This window comes from Pseudomonas laurylsulfatiphila, assembly GCF_002934665.1.
Taxonomy (GTDB): Bacteria; Pseudomonadota; Gammaproteobacteria; order Pseudomonadales; family Pseudomonadaceae; genus Aquipseudomonas; species Aquipseudomonas laurylsulfatiphila.
The window spans coordinates 368083-384384 of record NZ_NIRS01000006.1; the positions used below are offsets into that span (position 1 = coordinate 368083).

Annotated in this window: 15 protein-coding genes; 4 read left to right on the plus strand and 11 right to left on the minus strand. The window is 59.8% G+C overall.

What is annotated here, in order from left to right; genetic code table 11:
- Nucleotides 1-37 precede the first annotated feature (37 nt).
- The 3 genes from tsaB to ppc form a co-directional block, all read right to left on the minus strand.
- Nucleotides 38-712 carry a tRNA (adenosine(37)-N6)-threonylcarbamoyltransferase complex dimerization subunit type 1 TsaB gene (gene tsaB / locus CD175_RS23980; RefSeq protein ID WP_007975013.1) on the minus strand — a complete coding sequence of 225 codons (675 nt, stop codon included), beginning with the start codon at nucleotides 710-712 and terminating at the stop codon, nucleotides 38-40.
- A 94-nt stretch (nucleotides 713-806) separates the two neighbouring features.
- Nucleotides 807-1454 carry an adenylate kinase gene (adk, locus tag CD175_RS23985; protein WP_007990793.1) on the minus strand — a complete coding sequence of 216 codons (648 nt, stop codon included), beginning with the start codon at nucleotides 1452-1454 and terminating at the stop codon, nucleotides 807-809.
- A gap of 287 nt (nucleotides 1455-1741) precedes the next feature.
- A complete protein-coding gene (gene ppc / locus CD175_RS23995; RefSeq protein WP_104450703.1) occupies nucleotides 1742-4372 on the minus strand; it encodes a phosphoenolpyruvate carboxylase in 2631 nt (876 codons plus the stop codon).
- Nucleotides 4373-4573: 201 nt separating this feature from the next.
- On the opposite strand from ppc, the gene CD175_RS24000 reads away from it, so the two are divergent.
- The 4 genes from CD175_RS24000 (at nucleotide 4574) to CD175_RS24015 (ending at nucleotide 7170) form a co-directional block, all read left to right on the plus strand.
- On the plus strand, nucleotides 4574-4918 hold the full coding sequence (locus tag CD175_RS24000; protein ID WP_104450704.1) for a pilin assembly protein: 345 nt from the start codon (nucleotides 4574-4576) through the stop codon (nucleotides 4916-4918).
- Between the two features lie 315 nt (nucleotides 4919-5233).
- Nucleotides 5234-5647, plus strand: a complete 414-nt coding sequence (locus tag CD175_RS24005) for a DUF4398 domain-containing protein (RefSeq protein ID WP_007975021.1) — start codon at nucleotides 5234-5236, stop codon at nucleotides 5645-5647.
- Nucleotides 5648-5692: 45 nt separating this feature from the next.
- The gene (gene lptF / locus CD175_RS24010; protein WP_104450705.1) at nucleotides 5693-6490 is read left to right on the plus strand and encodes a lipotoxin F family OmpA-related lipoprotein LptF; all 798 of its coding nucleotides are present in this window, start codon (nucleotides 5693-5695) and stop codon (nucleotides 6488-6490) included.
- Nucleotides 6491-6639: 149 nt separating this feature from the next.
- Nucleotides 6640-7170, plus strand: a complete 531-nt coding sequence (locus tag CD175_RS24015; protein WP_104450706.1) for a hypothetical protein — start codon at nucleotides 6640-6642, stop codon at nucleotides 7168-7170.
- 989 nt (nucleotides 7171-8159) lie between these two features.
- Here the strand turns inward: CD175_RS24015 and CD175_RS24020 are convergent.
- The 8 genes from CD175_RS24020 to CD175_RS24055 all read right to left on the minus strand — a co-directional run bounded on the left by CD175_RS24020 (nucleotide 8160) and on the right by CD175_RS24055 (nucleotide 16259).
- Nucleotides 8160-8489, minus strand: a complete 330-nt coding sequence (locus CD175_RS24020) for a PA3694 family proteiin (protein WP_008051386.1) — start codon at nucleotides 8487-8489, stop codon at nucleotides 8160-8162.
- Nucleotides 8486-9400, minus strand: a complete 915-nt coding sequence (locus CD175_RS24025; protein ID WP_104450707.1) for an alpha/beta hydrolase — start codon at nucleotides 9398-9400, stop codon at nucleotides 8486-8488. The genes CD175_RS24020 and CD175_RS24025 overlap by 4 nt, the downstream gene beginning before the upstream one ends.
- Before the next feature lie 144 nt (nucleotides 9401-9544).
- Entirely contained in the window at nucleotides 9545-10822 is a 1278-nt protein-coding gene (locus CD175_RS24030) for a flavohemoglobin expression-modulating QEGLA motif protein (protein WP_095965012.1), read from the minus strand.
- Nucleotides 10823-10854: 32 nt separating this feature from the next.
- Nucleotides 10855-11409: a hypothetical protein gene (locus CD175_RS24035; protein ID WP_104450708.1), complete on the minus strand. Its 555-nt coding sequence runs from the start codon at nucleotides 11407-11409 to the stop codon at nucleotides 10855-10857.
- 109 nt (nucleotides 11410-11518) lie between these two features.
- The gene (locus CD175_RS24040; RefSeq protein ID WP_041474790.1) at nucleotides 11519-12235 is read right to left on the minus strand and encodes a TetR/AcrR family transcriptional regulator; all 717 of its coding nucleotides are present in this window, start codon (nucleotides 12233-12235) and stop codon (nucleotides 11519-11521) included.
- A 101-nt stretch (nucleotides 12236-12336) separates the two neighbouring features.
- Nucleotides 12337-13839, minus strand: a complete 1503-nt coding sequence (lysS, locus tag CD175_RS24045) for a lysine--tRNA ligase (RefSeq protein WP_104450709.1) — start codon at nucleotides 13837-13839, stop codon at nucleotides 12337-12339.
- A 115-nt stretch (nucleotides 13840-13954) separates the two neighbouring features.
- A protein-coding gene (gene prfB, locus CD175_RS24050; protein WP_104450710.1) for a peptide chain release factor 2 occupies nucleotides 13955-15050 on the minus strand; the annotation gives its coding sequence in 2 pieces (ribosomal slippage) (nucleotides 13955-14977 and nucleotides 14979-15050; 1095 coding nt in all).
- A gap of 207 nt (nucleotides 15051-15257) precedes the next feature.
- Entirely contained in the window at nucleotides 15258-16259 is a 1002-nt protein-coding gene (locus CD175_RS24055) for a response regulator (RefSeq protein ID WP_104450711.1), read from the minus strand.
- Nucleotides 16260-16302: the final 43 nt, after the last annotated feature.

The window sequence follows — 16302 nt, forward strand, 5'->3', positions numbered from 1 at the left end:
ACGGGAGCAAGCTCCCTCGCCACAAGAACGGTCTTGATCAACGCGCTTTAGGTGTCGCCACCTTGTCACGCAGATAAACCGGCTGCGCCTCGTCGGCCACGATCGCCTCGCCACGCGCCCAGGCAAATCGCGCCAGGGTCAGCAGGTCTTCGGCATGGGGCAACATGGCCGCGTCCTGGCCGCTCAGGTTGACCGCGATGCGTTCGCCATAACCCCAACCGGTGCCAGCGCCGAACCACTCGCCGCCAGCATCGGCCGGCAATGCCGCGGACTCCGGCGGCAGTACCGCTTCAGCGCCCACCAGACGCATCTCCCCGGCCGTTTCGCGGTAGCACCCCCAATACACTTCATCCATGCGCGCATCGATGGCAGCGGCGACCTGAGTGGCGCCGTGTTCGCGCAATGCACGTTGCGCCAGCACGGCCAGGTTCGACACCGGCAGCACCGGGCGATCCAGGGCAAACGCCAGGCCTTGCACCACGCCGATGGCGATGCGCACACCGGTGAAGGCTCCCGGGCCACGGCCGAACGCAATGGCATCGACCGCTTGCAGGGTTGTCCCAGCATCGGCCAGCAATTGCTTGATCATCGGCAACAGCTTCTGCGCGTGCAGGCGCGGGATCACCTCGTAATGGCTCGTGACCTTGCCGTCATGCAGCAAGGCAACGGAGCAAGCTTCAGTCGCGGTGTCCAGGGCCAGCAAGGTGCTCATCGATGTATCCGTAACAAGAGGTCAGAAAAAGTGCGTCAGTATAAACAACTACGGCCCGCAAGCGGGCCGTAGAAGATGAAGCGATTCAGACTTTTCAGCTCAGGGCTGCAAGCACCTTGGCGGTGATCGCTTCAACCGAACCGACGCCTTCGATATGGCTGTACTGCGGCTTGCCATTGGCAGCCGACAGCTTCTGGTAGAAATCCACCAGCGGCTTGGTCTGGGAGTGGTAGACCGACAGGCGATGACGCACGGTTTCTTCGGTGTCGTCCTTGCGCTGTACCAGCTCTTCACCGGTGATGTCGTCCTTGCCGGCGATTTTCGGCGGGTTGTAGACGATGTGGTACACGCGGCCGCTGGCCTCGTGAACACGACGACCGGCGATACGCTGGACGATTTCTTCGTCTTCGACGGCGATTTCAACCACTGCGTCCAGCTCGACGCCGGCAGTCACCAGGGCTTCAGCCTGGGGAATGGTGCGCGGGAAGCCGTCGAACAGGAAACCGTTGGCGCAGTCGGACTGGGCGATGCGGTCCTTGACCAGTGCGATGATCAGGTCATCGGACACCAGGCCACCGGCATCCATGATGCTCTTGGCCTTGATGCCCAACTCGGTGCCGGCCTTGACCGCTGCACGCAGCATGTCGCCGGTGGAGATTTGCGGAATGCCGAATTTTTCGGTGATGAACTTAGCCTGAGTACCTTTACCGGCCCCGGGAGCTCCCAGCAGAATGACGCGCATCGATGTGCTCCTCAATTTTTTATATGGATAACGTCAGATTCGCCTCGTGGGGCCAATCTCAAAAAAGGGTCGTGGCCGCCCAAACGGCCAAAGGCTGATCAAGATACACAGCAGGCTGCGCCCACACAAGACGCCAAAAGTCGGAGAAACCGCTGCCTCCTGCGACCATTGCGCACGGTTCCCCAAGTCGCAACCCCAACATTAACTGTCGCCTGACAGCACTTTTCAACCCGTCCTGCGGCGGCATCCGCCTCACCTGCCGGATGCCTGACCCCATGGCAAAAACCTTAGCCGGTGTTACGCAAACCGGCGGCAATCCCCGCGACAGACACCAGCAGGGCCTGTTCTACCGGGCTGCCCTGCGCCACGTCCTGCACGCGTGAACGGGCCAGCAACTCGGCCTGCAATAGATGAAGCGGGTCGAGGTAGGTGTTGCGCAAGCGGATGAATTCAAGGGTCGCTGGGCTATGTGCCAGCAGCTGCGACTGCCCGGTCAGGCCGAGGACGATGGAGCACGCCTGCGACAATAGGTCGCGTAAGTGCGCACCCAATGGCAACAGATTCGGCTCCACCAGACGCTCGTCATAGGACCGGGCAATGTCGGCATCCGCCTTGGCCAGGACCATTTCCAGCATATCGATGCGGGTGCGGAAGAACGGCCATTGCTCACGCATCTGCCCCAGCAGTTCACCTTCACCCCGCTCCAGTGCCTTGCTCAGGGCAGCTTCCCAACCCAGCCAGGCCGGCAGCATCAGGCGCGTCTGGGTCCAGCCGAAGATCCACGGAATCGCCCGCAGACTTTCGATCCCCCCGGCCCGGCGCTTGGCCGGGCGACTGCCCAGCGGCAAACGACCGAGTTCCTGTTCCGGCGTGGATTGGCGGAAATACTCCACGAACTGCGGATTTTCCCGCACCACGGCGCGGTAGGCGCTGACACCGTCTGCGGCCAGTTCGTCCATCAAATGACGCCACTCAGCCGTTGGTGGCGGCGGCGGCAGCAAGGTCGCCTCAAGCACGGCGGCCAGGTACAGGTTGAGGTTTTGCTCGGCGATGTCCGGCAGGCCGAATTTGAATCGAATCATTTCACCCTGTTCGGTGGTGCGGAAGCGCCCCGCCACCGAACCCGGCGGCTGCGACAGGATCGCCGCATGGGCCGGACCGCCGCCACGCCCCACGGTGCCGCCACGACCGTGGAATAGCAGCAGCTCCACTTGCTGCGCACGGCAGATATCCACCAGTCGCTCCTGCGCCCGGTACTGCGCCCAGGCCGCCGCGGTGGTGCCGGCGTCCTTGGCCGAATCGGAATAGCCGATCATCACTTCCTGCGGCCCTTGCAGGCGCGAGCGATAGCCCGGCAACAGCAGCAGCTTCTCTATCACCGGGCCGGCGTTATCGAGGTCGGCCAGGGTTTCGAACAGCGGCACCACGCGCATCGGCCGCAGCACGCCGGATTCCTTGAGCAACAATTGCACCGCCAGCACATCGGAAGCGGCACCGGCCATCGAGATCACATAGGAACCGAGGGACGCCCCCGGTGCAGCGGCGATTTCCCGGCAGGTCGCCAGCACTTCGGCGGTATCGGCGGAGGGTTTGAAGTACGCCGGCAGCAACGGCCGGCGGTTATTCAGTTCACGCATCAGGAAGGCGATGCGTTCTTCCTCGCTCCAGTCCTCGTAGCGCCCCAGGCCGAGGTAGTCGGTGATTTCCGTCATGGCAGCGGTGTGTCGCGACGAATCCTGGCGCACATCCAGACGAACCAGGAACAGGCCAAAGGTCACCGCCCGGCGCAGGCAGTCGAGCAACGGCCCGTCGGCGATCACGCCCATGCCGCACTCGTGCAACGAGTGGTAGCACAGCTCCAGCGGGTCGAGCAGTTCGCGGTTGTTTTGCAGGACGTCTGACGGTGCCGGCGTGGGCGTCGTCAACGAGGTGTGCGCCCAGTTGCGCGTCGCCCGCAGGCGTTCGCGCAGCTGTTTGAGCACTGCCCGGTAAGGTTCGGCGCTGTCACCCGCCTTGGCCTTCAATTCATCGCTGGCCTGCTGCATCGACAGTTCAGCCGCCAGGTGATCGACATCGCGCAGGTACAGATCTGCCGCCATCCAGCGCGCCAACAGTAAAACCTCTCGGGTAACCGCCGCCGTCACATTGGGGTTGCCGTCGCGGTCGCCGCCCATCCACGAGGCAAAGCGAATCGGCGCCGCCTCCAGTGGCAAGCGCAGGCCGGTGGCGGCATGCAGGGCCTGGTCGGCCTTGCGCAGGTAATTGGGAATGGCCTGCCACAGCGAATGCTCGATCACCGCGAAACCCCACTTGGCTTCGTCCACCGGTGTCGGACGCGTGCGGCGGATTTCCTCGGTGTGCCAGGCTTCGGCGATCAGGCGCTGCAAGGTGGTTTTGATCTGCTCGCGCTCGGCACGGGTCAGGTCGCGGTGATCCTGCGCCGCCAGTTGCGCGGCGATGGCGTCGTACTTCTGAATCAGCGTGCGGCGCGCGACTTCGGTCGGGTGCGCGGTCAGCACCAGTTCAATCTCCAGTCGCCCCAATTGCCGGGCCAGTGCGTCGGCACCATGACCCTCGGCGCGCAGGCGAGCGAGCAATTCGGGCAACACCCGGGCTTCGAACGGCGCCTGTTGAGACTCCTCCCGACGGTGAATCAACTGGTATTGCTCGGCGATATTGGCCAGGTTGAGAAACTGGTTGAAGGCCCGCGCTACCGGCAACAGTTCGTCTTCGGTCAACTGGTTGAGGCTGGCGCTGAGCTCGGCGTCCATGGAGCCGCGCCGGTCCGCCTTGGCGCCCTTGCGGATCTGCTCGATCTTGTCGAGAAAACCATCGCCATATTGCTCACGAATGGTGTTGCCCAACAGCTCACCCAACAGGTGAACGTCCTCGCGCAAGCGTGCATCAATATCGGTCATCAGCAGGTCTCCAGCAAAAAATCCGGGCGGCTTGGAACCTAGAGAGTGCCGCCCCAGACAGGTTCTTACAAGCAAGACGACGAAGGGCCTTCAAACCTTGCCTGTTGAAGCTAGTCTGAAGATAAGCCGTACAACGGCTGTCGCCGGCCAATGCCGGACACTCACCCTGCCCGCCACGAGCGGTCGCGCCATGAGGTCAATATGAAAATCCGCGAGCTTGCCCACCACTGGGAAGAAAACGCCAAGGGTCGCCTGACCGACACCGGCTACTCAATTCATCTGGATGTGGAGTCCGCCGCACGGCTGGCCGCGCTCGTCGAGATGTACCCCAAGCGGCATCCCGAAGAACTGCTCGGCGATCTGATCGGCGCCGCGCTCGAAGAGCTGGAAAGAAGCTTCCCGTACGTCAAAGGCTCGACCGTGGTCGCCACTGACGAAGAAGGTGATCCGCTGTACGAAGACATCGGGCCGACCCCGCGTTTTCTGGCGCTGTCGCGTCGGCATCTGCACGATTTGTCGATGCCGGACGACAAACAGAAACACTGATTCCTTGCCCGCACGCCTCCCTGTGCAGGAGCGATCCTGCTCGCGATGGTCGTTAACGAAACCGCGTGATGACTGAGTAAACGCGGCGTAGTGAAGTCCATCGCGAGCAGGCTCGTTCCTGCAATTATGCGATTTAGAGCCCTGTCGACTCGGTCATAGTTTTTTCGATAGCAGGCTAAATTCTCTGAACTTTCAAAAAAAGCCTCGGGTCAACCCAAGTAACCACGCCTGGGACGAGCGTTTCAAAACACCCCGCAATTGATGGCTTCAGCGCCCTGCCCAGGATGGATTCAATGCTTTTCAGGAGTTAGCCCAATGGAGTTGAAGACCATGAAAACCCGAACCGGCACATCCTCGTTCACTCATTCGCGCGGCCTCCAGCTGGCGGCGCTGGCCCTTGGCAGCAGCCTGATCCTGGCCGGTTGCGCCGGTAACCCGCCGACCGAGCAGTACGCGGTGACCCAATCGGCCGTCAACGACGCCGTGAGCGCCGGCGGCACCGAGTTCGCCGCTGTGGAAATGAAGTCGGCCCAGGACAAGCTCAAGCAAGCCGAAATCGCCATGCACGACAAAAAATATGACCAGGCCCGGATGCTCGCCGAACAGGCCGAGTGGGACGCTCGTGTCGCAGAGCGCAAGGCCCAGGCGATGAAGGCCGAACAATCCGTGAAGGACGCGCAGAAAGGCGTTCAGGAATTGCGTCAGGAAAGCCAGCGCACCGTTCAGTAAGCGGCGCGGCACCACGCATTCCCACTCGACTAAAAGGACGAAATCATGAAACACAATCAACTGATGATCCCTGCCCTGCTGGCTGCCACCGTAGCCCTGGCGGCCTGCTCCACGCCGCCCAACGCCAACCTCGAGCAGGCCCGCACCAACTACACCGGCCTGCAAGCCGACCCGCAGGCCAGCAAAGTGGCAGCCCTGGAAACCAAGGAAGCCAGCGATTATCTGGACAAGGCCGACCAGGCCTACAGGGACAAGCAGGACGCAGCCAAGGTTGACCAGCTTGCCTATCTGACCAACCAGCGGGTTGAAGTTGCCAAGCAGACCATTGCCCTGCGCACCGCTGAAGCCAATCTGAAAAACACGTCGGCACAACGGGCCGAGGCCCGCCTGGCAGGCCGCGATCAGCAGATCAAACAACTGAAGGACAGCCTCAACGCCAGGCAGACCGAGCGCGGGACGCTGGTGACTTTCGGGGATGTGCTGTTCGCCACCGACAAGGCCGAACTGAAATCCAACGGCCTGATGAACATCAACAAACTGGCGCAGTACCTCCAGGAAAACCCCGACCGCAAAGTGATTGTCGAGGGTTATACCGACAGCACCGGGACGGTATCGCACAACCAGTCGCTCTCGGAACGTCGTGCGGATTCCGTGCGAGCGGCCCTGGTGAAGATGGGCGTTGATCCGGCGCGTATCGTTGCCCAGGGGTACGGCAAGGAGTATCCGGTGGCGGATAACTCAAGCACCTCAGGTCGGGCGATGAACCGTCGGGTGGAGGTGACCATTTCCAATGACAATCAACCGGTGATGCCGCGTTCGGCGGTAAGCGCGAACACTCAATAGCTGGCCGGCGAGTTAAACAAAAGCCCCGCCTGATCTGTTCAGCCGGGGCTATTTATTTTTACGCCGCTGGTCGTCACTGTTATTTCTGACAGCAGATAAAACTCCTCGCAAAAGTTATGAAGGGTCTTCAGAGCTTTGAGGAAGGAACCATGAAACTGTCAGCTGCTTTATTACTGTCCTGTTTGATCGCAACAACGATGGCTTGCGTGAGCACGCAAGATGTCGTGGAGGACGATGCCATACCCACCAATACCCCCTTGCCTAAAGCCGGCGTTAATCAGCGGCCCGTTGTTGGGGAAAAAACAGTCTTGTTGGTGGCTACACACTGGCTAGACAGTAAAGAAGTCGATATGCAAAAGCTTTATGCAGATACCGCATCGGAGGAACCCGGATCTTACAGTGATTACCTAAAACAATCCTCGATGGGAAAGTTAACGCTTAAATGGACAACAATTTCGGTCAGAATCGACAAACCATACCCTCAAAACTTCAGCGGCGCTCTTCGTGACGCTGAAGAAGCCGCCCTGAAGCAGGGCTATGATCAAAAATCATACGACTATTTTTTTGTTCTCGAAAACAGCGTCGGTGGAGGTGAAGCATACATGCCGGGAAGGTCATTGATTGTGCGAGGGCAGTATAAGGGCCACCACAGGGGGGGGGCACTACATATGGGCACATGAGTTCGGTCATAACCTTGGATTCAATCACGGAGAAACCTACACGAAATGTCCAAAAGACAACGATACGATCTTTGCTCCCGATCAATGCGAGATCAACCCGGCTATCCCCGCAACTGACACCGGGGATCCAGTATCACAGGGCAGAGGCCTTTATCCTGCAAATTATCGCTGGTATGCCGGTTGGCTGGATAACTCTCAAGTAGCGGTAATCGAACGATCAGGCCTATATCGCCTGGGCGTACTGGGCCAAAGTGGACCACAACTTTATCTCATCAATCGCACCGGATTGACTCCCAGGCAAGTCGCCCTGGAGTACCGCAAGCCCACCCATTACGATAATTTCCCACCGACCGAAAATCGAGCGAATGGCGTTTGGGTGAGGTATACAACCATGGGAGGAACCGTAAAAAACTTTCAGCTTGATGGAACGCCAGAAACAACCACGACAACTGATCCGGCATTACTGCCCGGTAAGACTCTTAAAGATCAACATGCGGGTATCACCATTTCGGTATGTACTGCGTCCCCTGATGGAGCGACCGTCGCCGTCGCCGTAAATGGAGAGGCAGTGCCAACATGTTCAACGGTAGTGCTATCGCCTCCGGTTGTTCAAATACCGACAGTCGGAGCTCCCGCGGCCCCTAACCCTGTCGTTTTTTCAGGCACAAGCCGCCCTGGCGCGATAATACAGTTTTTGTATAGAGCAGATGGAGGGACAACCTGGACTTCGATACCTGAAACCATTGCGGATGCAAAAGGTGACTGGCGTATACTTTTACCGACGTTGGAGGCGGGCCAGTATGAATCAATCACAAGGCAACTTATCGGTAAAAGTGCCTCGCCGTACAAATCTCGTGACTTTAAAGTGACGCCATAACGACCTGCACCGTGCCGAACCGGTTCTGCATGCACGGCTGATTCAACGCAAACACCTCCCGCCGGGTTTAGCATTGCCGAGTAAAAAGCGGGAGGCGCCAGTCAATTACTATTTATTGCTCCAGCTTCTGTGGCGTCTCCTGCCCCATGCAACGCACGGCTTTTTTCTTGCTGTCGACCAGCACGCCGGTCAGGCCTTTCTGTTCCATGTCAAACAGCACGAGCACACCATCGATGCATTGCGCCACTTGCGCGGCCGGTTCCAGTGAGACTTTGTAGTCTTCGCCCGGAATCGTCTTGAGCATGGTGAATTCGTTGAGCAGCAACGCATCCTCGGGCTTGGCGAAGTGCAGGTAGCCGTACCACCACAGGGCACCGACGGTGCCGAGGATGCTGCAGATACCGGTGATTATCAGCGGGATGGCGTTACGTTCTTCACTCATTGCGGACTCTCTGGTGGTTCATCTTCAGAATTCGGGGGTGCCGGGTAATTGGGGATTTCACCCAGGCGGCGCAGGCCGTTGAAATGCTGCGGGTCATCGAGATAGCGCAGCATGACGTTACGCCAGACCGGGTCGGCGAACGTCTGCACATGACCGCCACGGGTCAGTTGCAGCACCCGCGGCGGCGGCGCAGCTTGATACAGTCGGATGCCGTTGGAAAGAGGCACGATCGGATCGTCGATGCTGTGGTAGATCAGTTTCGGCACATCTTTAAGCTGCGCCATAGAGTTGATCGCGCTGTCGCCGTCCGGCACCAGCCACGACAACGGCACCTGGAACGTCCAGAACACCCATGAATTACTCAGCGCATACCGACCGACACTGCGATAACTGGCGGGCACACCGTCGAGGACAAAAGCCTTGAGTTGTTTCTGCCGTTGCGGGTGCTGGACCAGGTAATGCACGGCCATCGAGCCACCGAGACTCTGGCCGAGCAGGATCAGCGGCTTGCCTTGAACCTCCGGCGCCTTGTCCAGCCAGGCAAACGCCGCATCGATGTCCTGGTAGATCGCCGGCAGGCTCGGTTCGCCTTCGGACAGGCCATAACCGCGATAGTCCACAAGCAACACCTGGTAACCATTTTTCGGCAACCAGAAGCTACCGCCAAGGTGCATGGGCAGGTTTCCGCCATTGCCGTGCAAGTGCAGCACCGTGCCCTTGACCTCAACCCCCTGCTTCACCGGCAGCCACCAGGCATTGAGCTTGAGGCCATCGGCGGTGTTCAAGGTGATGGTGCGATACTCGAGCCCGGCCTTTTCCGGGGTGAACAACTGGCCGGGTTCCGGATAGAACAGCAGCGAGCTGCAGCCATTCAAGACCAGGAAAAGGCAAAGGATGCCGAGGATTCTCATCCGTTGAAACCTCGCAAGTATTGGGCTGGAACACATCACCTGTGGGAGCGAGCTTGCTCGCGATGGCGGTGTATCAGACAACAGAAGTGTTGAATGTGAGACCGCTATCGCGAGCAAGCTCGCTCCCACAGGGGAATTCATTGTTCACAAGATATTCGAGTAATCCGCCTCGATCCGGTCCAGGCTCAGGTGGTTGAGGAAGTTGGAGAAGCACATCCAGGCCGACAACGCGTTCATGTCGCGGAACTGTTCCGGCAGGTACTTGGGCGGCACCACCAGGCCTTCGTCCACCAACTGACGCAAGGTACGCATGTCTTCCAGGGTGGTCTTGCCGCAGAACAACAGCGGTATCTGCTCCAGCTTGCCTTTGCGCACGGCCAGTTGAATGTAGTTGTAAATCATGATGAAGCCCTTGAGGTAGGACAAGTCTTTGGTAAATGGCAGACCTGTCGGCACCGAGCCGCGGAACACGCGGCTGGCGTTGCTGTAGCTCTCGGGCATCTCGAAGCCTTGCTCGCGGAAGAACTCGAACACCTGCAGGAAATCCGCGCCCTCTTCCACCATGTGAATCGCACGCGTACGGTTGGTCAGTTTGCGCAGACGGCTCGGGTAGGAGGCGAAGGTGATGATTTCCATCAGGATCGCCAGGCCTTCCTGGGTGACCGTCGACGAGGGCGGGCCTTTGGCGAGGAAGGTGCAGATCGGCTGGTTCAGGCCGTTGAGCGTGGTGCCGACGTGCACCAGCCCTTCATGGACCTCCAGGGCGCGCACATCGCGCTGGTTGAACATCGCGTCGGAGCGAATCTTGATGTAGTCGGCGCCGGCCGCCGCATCGGCGACGATCCCGTCGGACTCGAACACCCGGATGGTTTCCTCGGCTTCGCCAAACACCTTGTTCAGGCGATGCTGCAACATATCGACCGCATCCTTGGCGGTCAGCGTCTTCGGTTCGTCCTTGAGGTCGCCACGGCCGTCGATGTTGTTCAGGTATTCGGACAGCATCATGCCCAGGTCGGACAGGGTCGGGTCGCCGGCATGGAACGCGTCGGACGCGGCGCCGTACAACTCCTGGGAAATCAGGCCGAAATCCTCGGTGCCGCGCGCTTCGAGCATGCGCACCACCATGCGGTACTCCTTGCACATGCGCCGCATGATCTGGCCGACGGGGTTGAACTGGCCGAGCTGACGGGTGATGTCGCGCTCGATGTTCTGGAACTCCAGCTTCACTTTGCTGGAGTCGAACGCCAGCGGCCGGTTGAGGTAGTAGTCGCGGTCCACCGCCGGCATTTCCTTGCCCTTGGCCTTGAGGAAGCCCTTGCGAATGTTGTCGTCCCATTTGACCGCATCGAGTACGCGGATCGGCGTCTGTGCCAGCACGATGCGATCGGACAAAATGCGTATCGACTGTTGGTAATCGTCCACGCGAAACTCCTGTAGAAACCTGTGGGTGCCGGTTATTTGGCTTTGGCCTGGCGCTGATAGCGCACCGCTTCGACGAACACATCGGAATTGGCCGGGTCGTCGAGGTAGGCGGTGACTTGATTCATGTGGCTGTCGATCAATACACCATCGCCATCGCTGGTCTGGAAGCTTTCACCGCTCAGGACTTTTTGCTTGATGGCCTGGTTGATCTGTTCGAGGTCGAGGTTGTAAACCACCAACTCATGTTTGTCGGTCAGCTCAAAACCGCCCAGGGTGAAGTGCCCGCCGAACTGCGCCGGCACCTTCGCCGACAGGTACCAGCGGCTGCCATGACGCGACACTGTGAAGGGATAGGCCTCCCGCTCCCCGGGCCTGGCCCGGTAATAGCTGACGGCCTGATAGCGGTTGTCGCCGAGGCGGGTCAGTTCGAGATTGAGCGCCTCGCCCCAGGCATTGGTGCTGGTCCATTTGCCGAGTAATCCTTTGGGCGCGGGGTCGCTTGCAGGCAGCGGCTCCTTGAAGGACACCAGACAGCCACTGAGCAGCAAGAACGACAAGGCGATCACAACGACACGCCAGGCTTTCATTCAATACTCCCTATGAATACACCGCCGACTGTAGGAGCTGCCGCAGGCTGCGATCTTTAAAAACAAGATCAAAAGATCGCAGCCTGCGGCAGCTCCTACAGGGATCGGGTCACACCGACGCCAGCACCAGGTGCATGTAGCGCGTCAGGATGCCGAGCATTTCCTCTTCGGCGGCAGGCTCGTCTACGTTGAGCAGGCCCTGATATTCCATCCGGCCGATAATCGCCGTCAACACCTTGGCATCCTGATGCGGCTCGCGCGAGCCCAGCACCTGGAACAGCTGGCAAGAGCCCTGCAACAGGATCTGCTGATGCGAACGCACCAGTTCGGCCAGGCGCGGGTTAAGCAACGCTTCCTGGCGGAACGCCTGCTCGGCCATCAGGTGTTCGCGGCGATTGATCAGTTGCCGGTGAACGTAATCGGTCATCAGCCGTGCGATATCGTCCGCCAGTTTCGAGCGCGCCTGCGGGCTGCCATCGCCACTGGCGATCATGTCGCGCAGCAGGCCCTCGTTGTTCACCCACAGTTTGCCCATGTACGCGGCACTGCGCTCCACGTATTGAGCGAAGGTATCGGTGAGCAGATCATCAATATCCTTGAAATAGTAAGTGGTGGCCGACAACGGCACCTGCGCCTCGGCGGCCACCGCACGGTGCCGAACGGCGCGCACGCCATCGCGCACGACAATGCGCATCGCGGCGTCGAGAATGTCCTGTCGACGCTGCTCACTGCCCTGTCGGCTGGCCTTGCGACCCTGGTACTGAACACTTTCAGCGACCGCAGTGGCGATACCCGCTGCACCTTCTTGAGCCATTGCACGAATCACGACAGGTATTTCCTCTCAGATGAAAGTAACAAGTTGATACGTTTGTACCAGACAGGCAATAAAAAAGCCGCCTGAAAAGGCGGCTTTTTTAGTTGAAGCACTTACGCTTGCGGCCGCATGTGCGGGAACAGGATCACGTCGCGGATCGACGGGGAGTTGGTCAGCAGCATCACCAGACGGTCGATACCGATGCCTTCACCCGCCGTTGGCGGCATGCCGTACTCCAGCGCGCGCACGAAGTCGGCGTCGTAGTGCATGGCTTCGTCGTCGCCGGCGTCCTTGTCGGCCACCTGGGCCATGAAACGCTCGGCCTGGTCTTCCGCGTCGTTCAACTCGGAGTAGGCGTTGGCGATTTCACGACCACCGATGAACAGCTCGAAACGGTCGGTGACGTTCGGGTTCTCGTCATTACGACGTGCCAGCGGCGACACTTCGAACGGGTACTGGGTAATGAAGTGCGGCTGTTCCAGCTTGTGCTCGACCAGCTCTTCGAAAATCATCACCTGCAGCTTGCCCAGGCCTTCGAAGCCCAGCACCTTGGCGCCGGCTTTCTTGGCGATGGCGCGAGCCTTGTCGATGTCGTTCAGGTCGTCAGCGGTCAGCTCGGGGTTGTACTTGAGGATCGAGTCGAACACCGACAGGCGAACGAACGGCTCGCCGAAGTGGAACACCTTGTCGCCGTACGGCACGTCGGTGCTGCCCAGAACCAGCTGCGCCAGTTCGCGGAACAGCTCTTCGGTGAGGTCCATGTTGTCTTCGTAGTCGGCGTAGGCCTGGTAGAACTCCAACATGGTGAATTCAGGGTTGTGACGAGTCGAAACGCCTTCGTTACGGAAGTTGCGGTTGATCTCGAACACCTTTTCAAACCCGCCGACAACAAGCCGCTTGAGGTACAACTCAGGCGCAATGCGCAAGAACATGCCCATGTCCAAGGCGTTGTGGTGAGTTTCGAACGGCTTGGCTGCCGCGCCGCCCGGAATGGTCTGCAGCATCGGCGTTTCCACTTCCAGGAAGTCACGCTTCATCAGGAAGCTGCGGATGTGGGCGATGACTTGCGAACGCACGCGGAAGGTCTGGCGCACGTCTTCGTTGACGATCAGGTCAACGTAGCGCTGGCGGTAGCGCTGTTCGGTGTCGGTCAGGCCGTGGTGCTTGTCCGGCAGCGGGCGCAGGGATTTGGTCAGCAGGCGCACGTTGGTCATTTCAACGTACAGGTCGCCCTTGCCGGAACGGGCCAGGGTGCCTTCGGCAGCAATGATGTCGCCCATGTCCCAGGTTTTCACCGCGGCCAGGGTTTCTTCGGACAGGGTCTTGCGATTGACGTAGACCTGGATACGACCGGTCATGTCCTGGATCACCATGAACGAGCCACGGTTGAGCATGATACGACCGGCAACCTTGACCGGGATCGCAGCCTCTGCCAGCTCTTCCTTGGTCTTGTCCGCGTACTGTTTCTGCAGTTGTTCACAGTAGTTTTCGCGGCGGAAGTCGTTGGGGAAGGCATTGCCCTTGGCGCGCTCGGCAGCAAGCTTTTCCTTGCGCAGGGCGATCAGGGAGTTTTCTTCCTGTTGCAGGGCTTGCGGGTCGAGTTCTAGGTCGCTCATGTCTTTAAATATTCCATCACGGGTTCGTTGCCCCCAGGCCTGCGGCCTGGGGATCGCCGGCAAGCCGGCTCCTACATGGGATCGCGGGGAGTCAGCCGATCCAGTATTGCATTGCTTACAGCCCGGACTTCAGGCTCGCTTCCAGGTATTCGTCGATGTCGCCATCGAGCACCTTGTCACAGTCGCTGCGTTCGATGTTGGTGCGCAGATCCTTGATCCGCGAGGCATCGAGCACGTACGAACGGATTTGATGACCCCAGCCGATATCGGACTTGGTGTCTTCCAGCGCCTGGGACGCCGCGTTGCGCTTCTGCATTTCCTGCTCGTACAACTTGGCCCGCAGCATTTTCATGGCGGTGTCCTTGTTGGCGTGCTGGGAACGTTCGTTCTGGCAGCTGACCACGGTATTGGTCGGTACGTGGGTGATACGTACGGCCGAGTCGGTGGTGTTTACGTGCTGACCACCGGCACCCGAGGAACGATAGGTGTCGATCCGCAAGTCTGCCGGGTTGATTTCGATTTCCACCTTGTCATCGATCTCTGGCGAGACGAACACCGCGGAGAACGAGGTGTGGCGACGGTTGCCGGAGTCGAACGGGCTCTTGCGCACCAGACGGTGTACGCCGATCTCGGTCCGCAACCAGCCAAACGCGTATTCGCCCTTGATGTGCACGGTCGCGCCCTTGATCCCGGCGACTTCACCGGCGGACAGTTCCATGATGGTCGCGTCGAAACCGCGTTTGTCGGCCCAGCGCAGGTACATGCGCAGCAGAATGTTGGCCCAGTCCTGGGCTTCGGTGCCGCCGGAACCGGCCTGGATGTCCAGATAGGCGTTGTTCGGGTCCATTTCGTGGCTGAACATGCGACGGAATTCCAGCTTGGCCAGACTTTCCTCGAGTCGGGCCAGCTCGGCGACGACATCGTCCACTGCGCCTTCGTCGTTTTCTTCGACGGCCATGTCCAGCAGGTCGCGGCAATCGGCCAGACCGGTGTTCAACCCGTCGAGGGTATCGACGATTTGCGCCAGCGCAGCGCGCTCGCGGCCCAACTCCTGGGCGTATTCAGGTTTGTTCCAGACACTCGGATCTTCAAGCTCGCGATTGACTTCGGTCAGACGCTCATGCTTTTGATCGTAGTCAAAGATACCCCCGAATAGTTTCGGAGCGCTCGGACAGGTCCTTGATGGTGTTCAGGATCGGGTTGATTTCCATGACGGGCAGCACTCGTTGGCGAACTTTTGAAAGCCGGCGAGTATACCGGGAAACAGCCGAAAACGGCAGTCCGCTTGGCCGAAATGCCAAGTCCCTGTAGGAGCGAGCTTGCTCGCGAGAAACGCTCAGGCACCGCGTTTATTCAGATAGCCATCGTCATCGTTAACGACCATCGCGAGCAGGCTCGCTCCTACAGGGGCGTGGTGCTTACCCGATCCCCACCTGATTGCGCCCGTTATTCTTCGCCGAATACAGCCCCTTGTCCGCCGCCAGGATCAGGTCACGGCAGTTGCTGCCCGCTTTCGGGGTGATGGTCGACAGGCCGATGCTGATGGTCAGGCTCGACCCTTCGGCTGGCGAGTTATGCGGGATCTTCAAGGCTGCCACGGTCTGGCGCAGCTTCTCGGCGACAAGCCGCGCGCCGCCCTGGGAGGTGTTGGGCAGCACCAGGGCAAACTCTTCGCCACCATAGCGGGCCGGCAGGTCCGAAGGCCGGGCACTGGCCTCCTTGATCGCCGTGGCGACCTTGCGCAGGGCTTCATCGCCTTCCAGGTGGCCGAAACTGTCGTTGTAGGCCTTGAAGTAGTCGACATCGATCATCAACAACGACAACTGGCTCTGCTCACGCAGCGAACGGCGCCACTCCAGTTCCATGTACTCGTCGAAGTGCCGACGGTTCGACAGCCCCGTCAGGCCATCGGAGTTCATCAGGCGTTGCAGAACCAGGTTGGTGTCGAGCAGTTGCTGCTGGCTGACCCGCAACGCGCGGTAGGCCGCGTCCCGTTGCAGCAGGGTCATGTAGGACCGCGAGTGATAGCGGATGCGCGCGACCAGTTCGATGTTGTCCGGTAGCTTGACCAGGTAATCGTTGGCCCCGGCCGCGAAGGCCGCGCTCTTGATCAGCGGATCTTCCTTGGTCGACAGGACGATGATCGGAATGTCCTTGGTCGCCGGGTGATTGCGGTATGCGCGCACCAGGCTCAGGCCGTCCAGCCCCGGCATCACCAGGTCTTGCAGAATCACCGTCGGCTTGATGCGCACCGCGTGGGCGATGGCCTGGTGCGGGTCGGCGCAGAAATGGAAATCGATGTTCTCTTCGTTCGCCAGGCCCCGGCGCACGGCTTCGCCGATCATGGCCTGATCGTCCACCAACAACACCATGGCGGCGTTTTCGTCGGTCTTGAAGTCGTCGAGCTGTAATTCATTCATGTGCGGTCACCTGAGTACTACCTGAGCCAGGAATGAGGAAAAA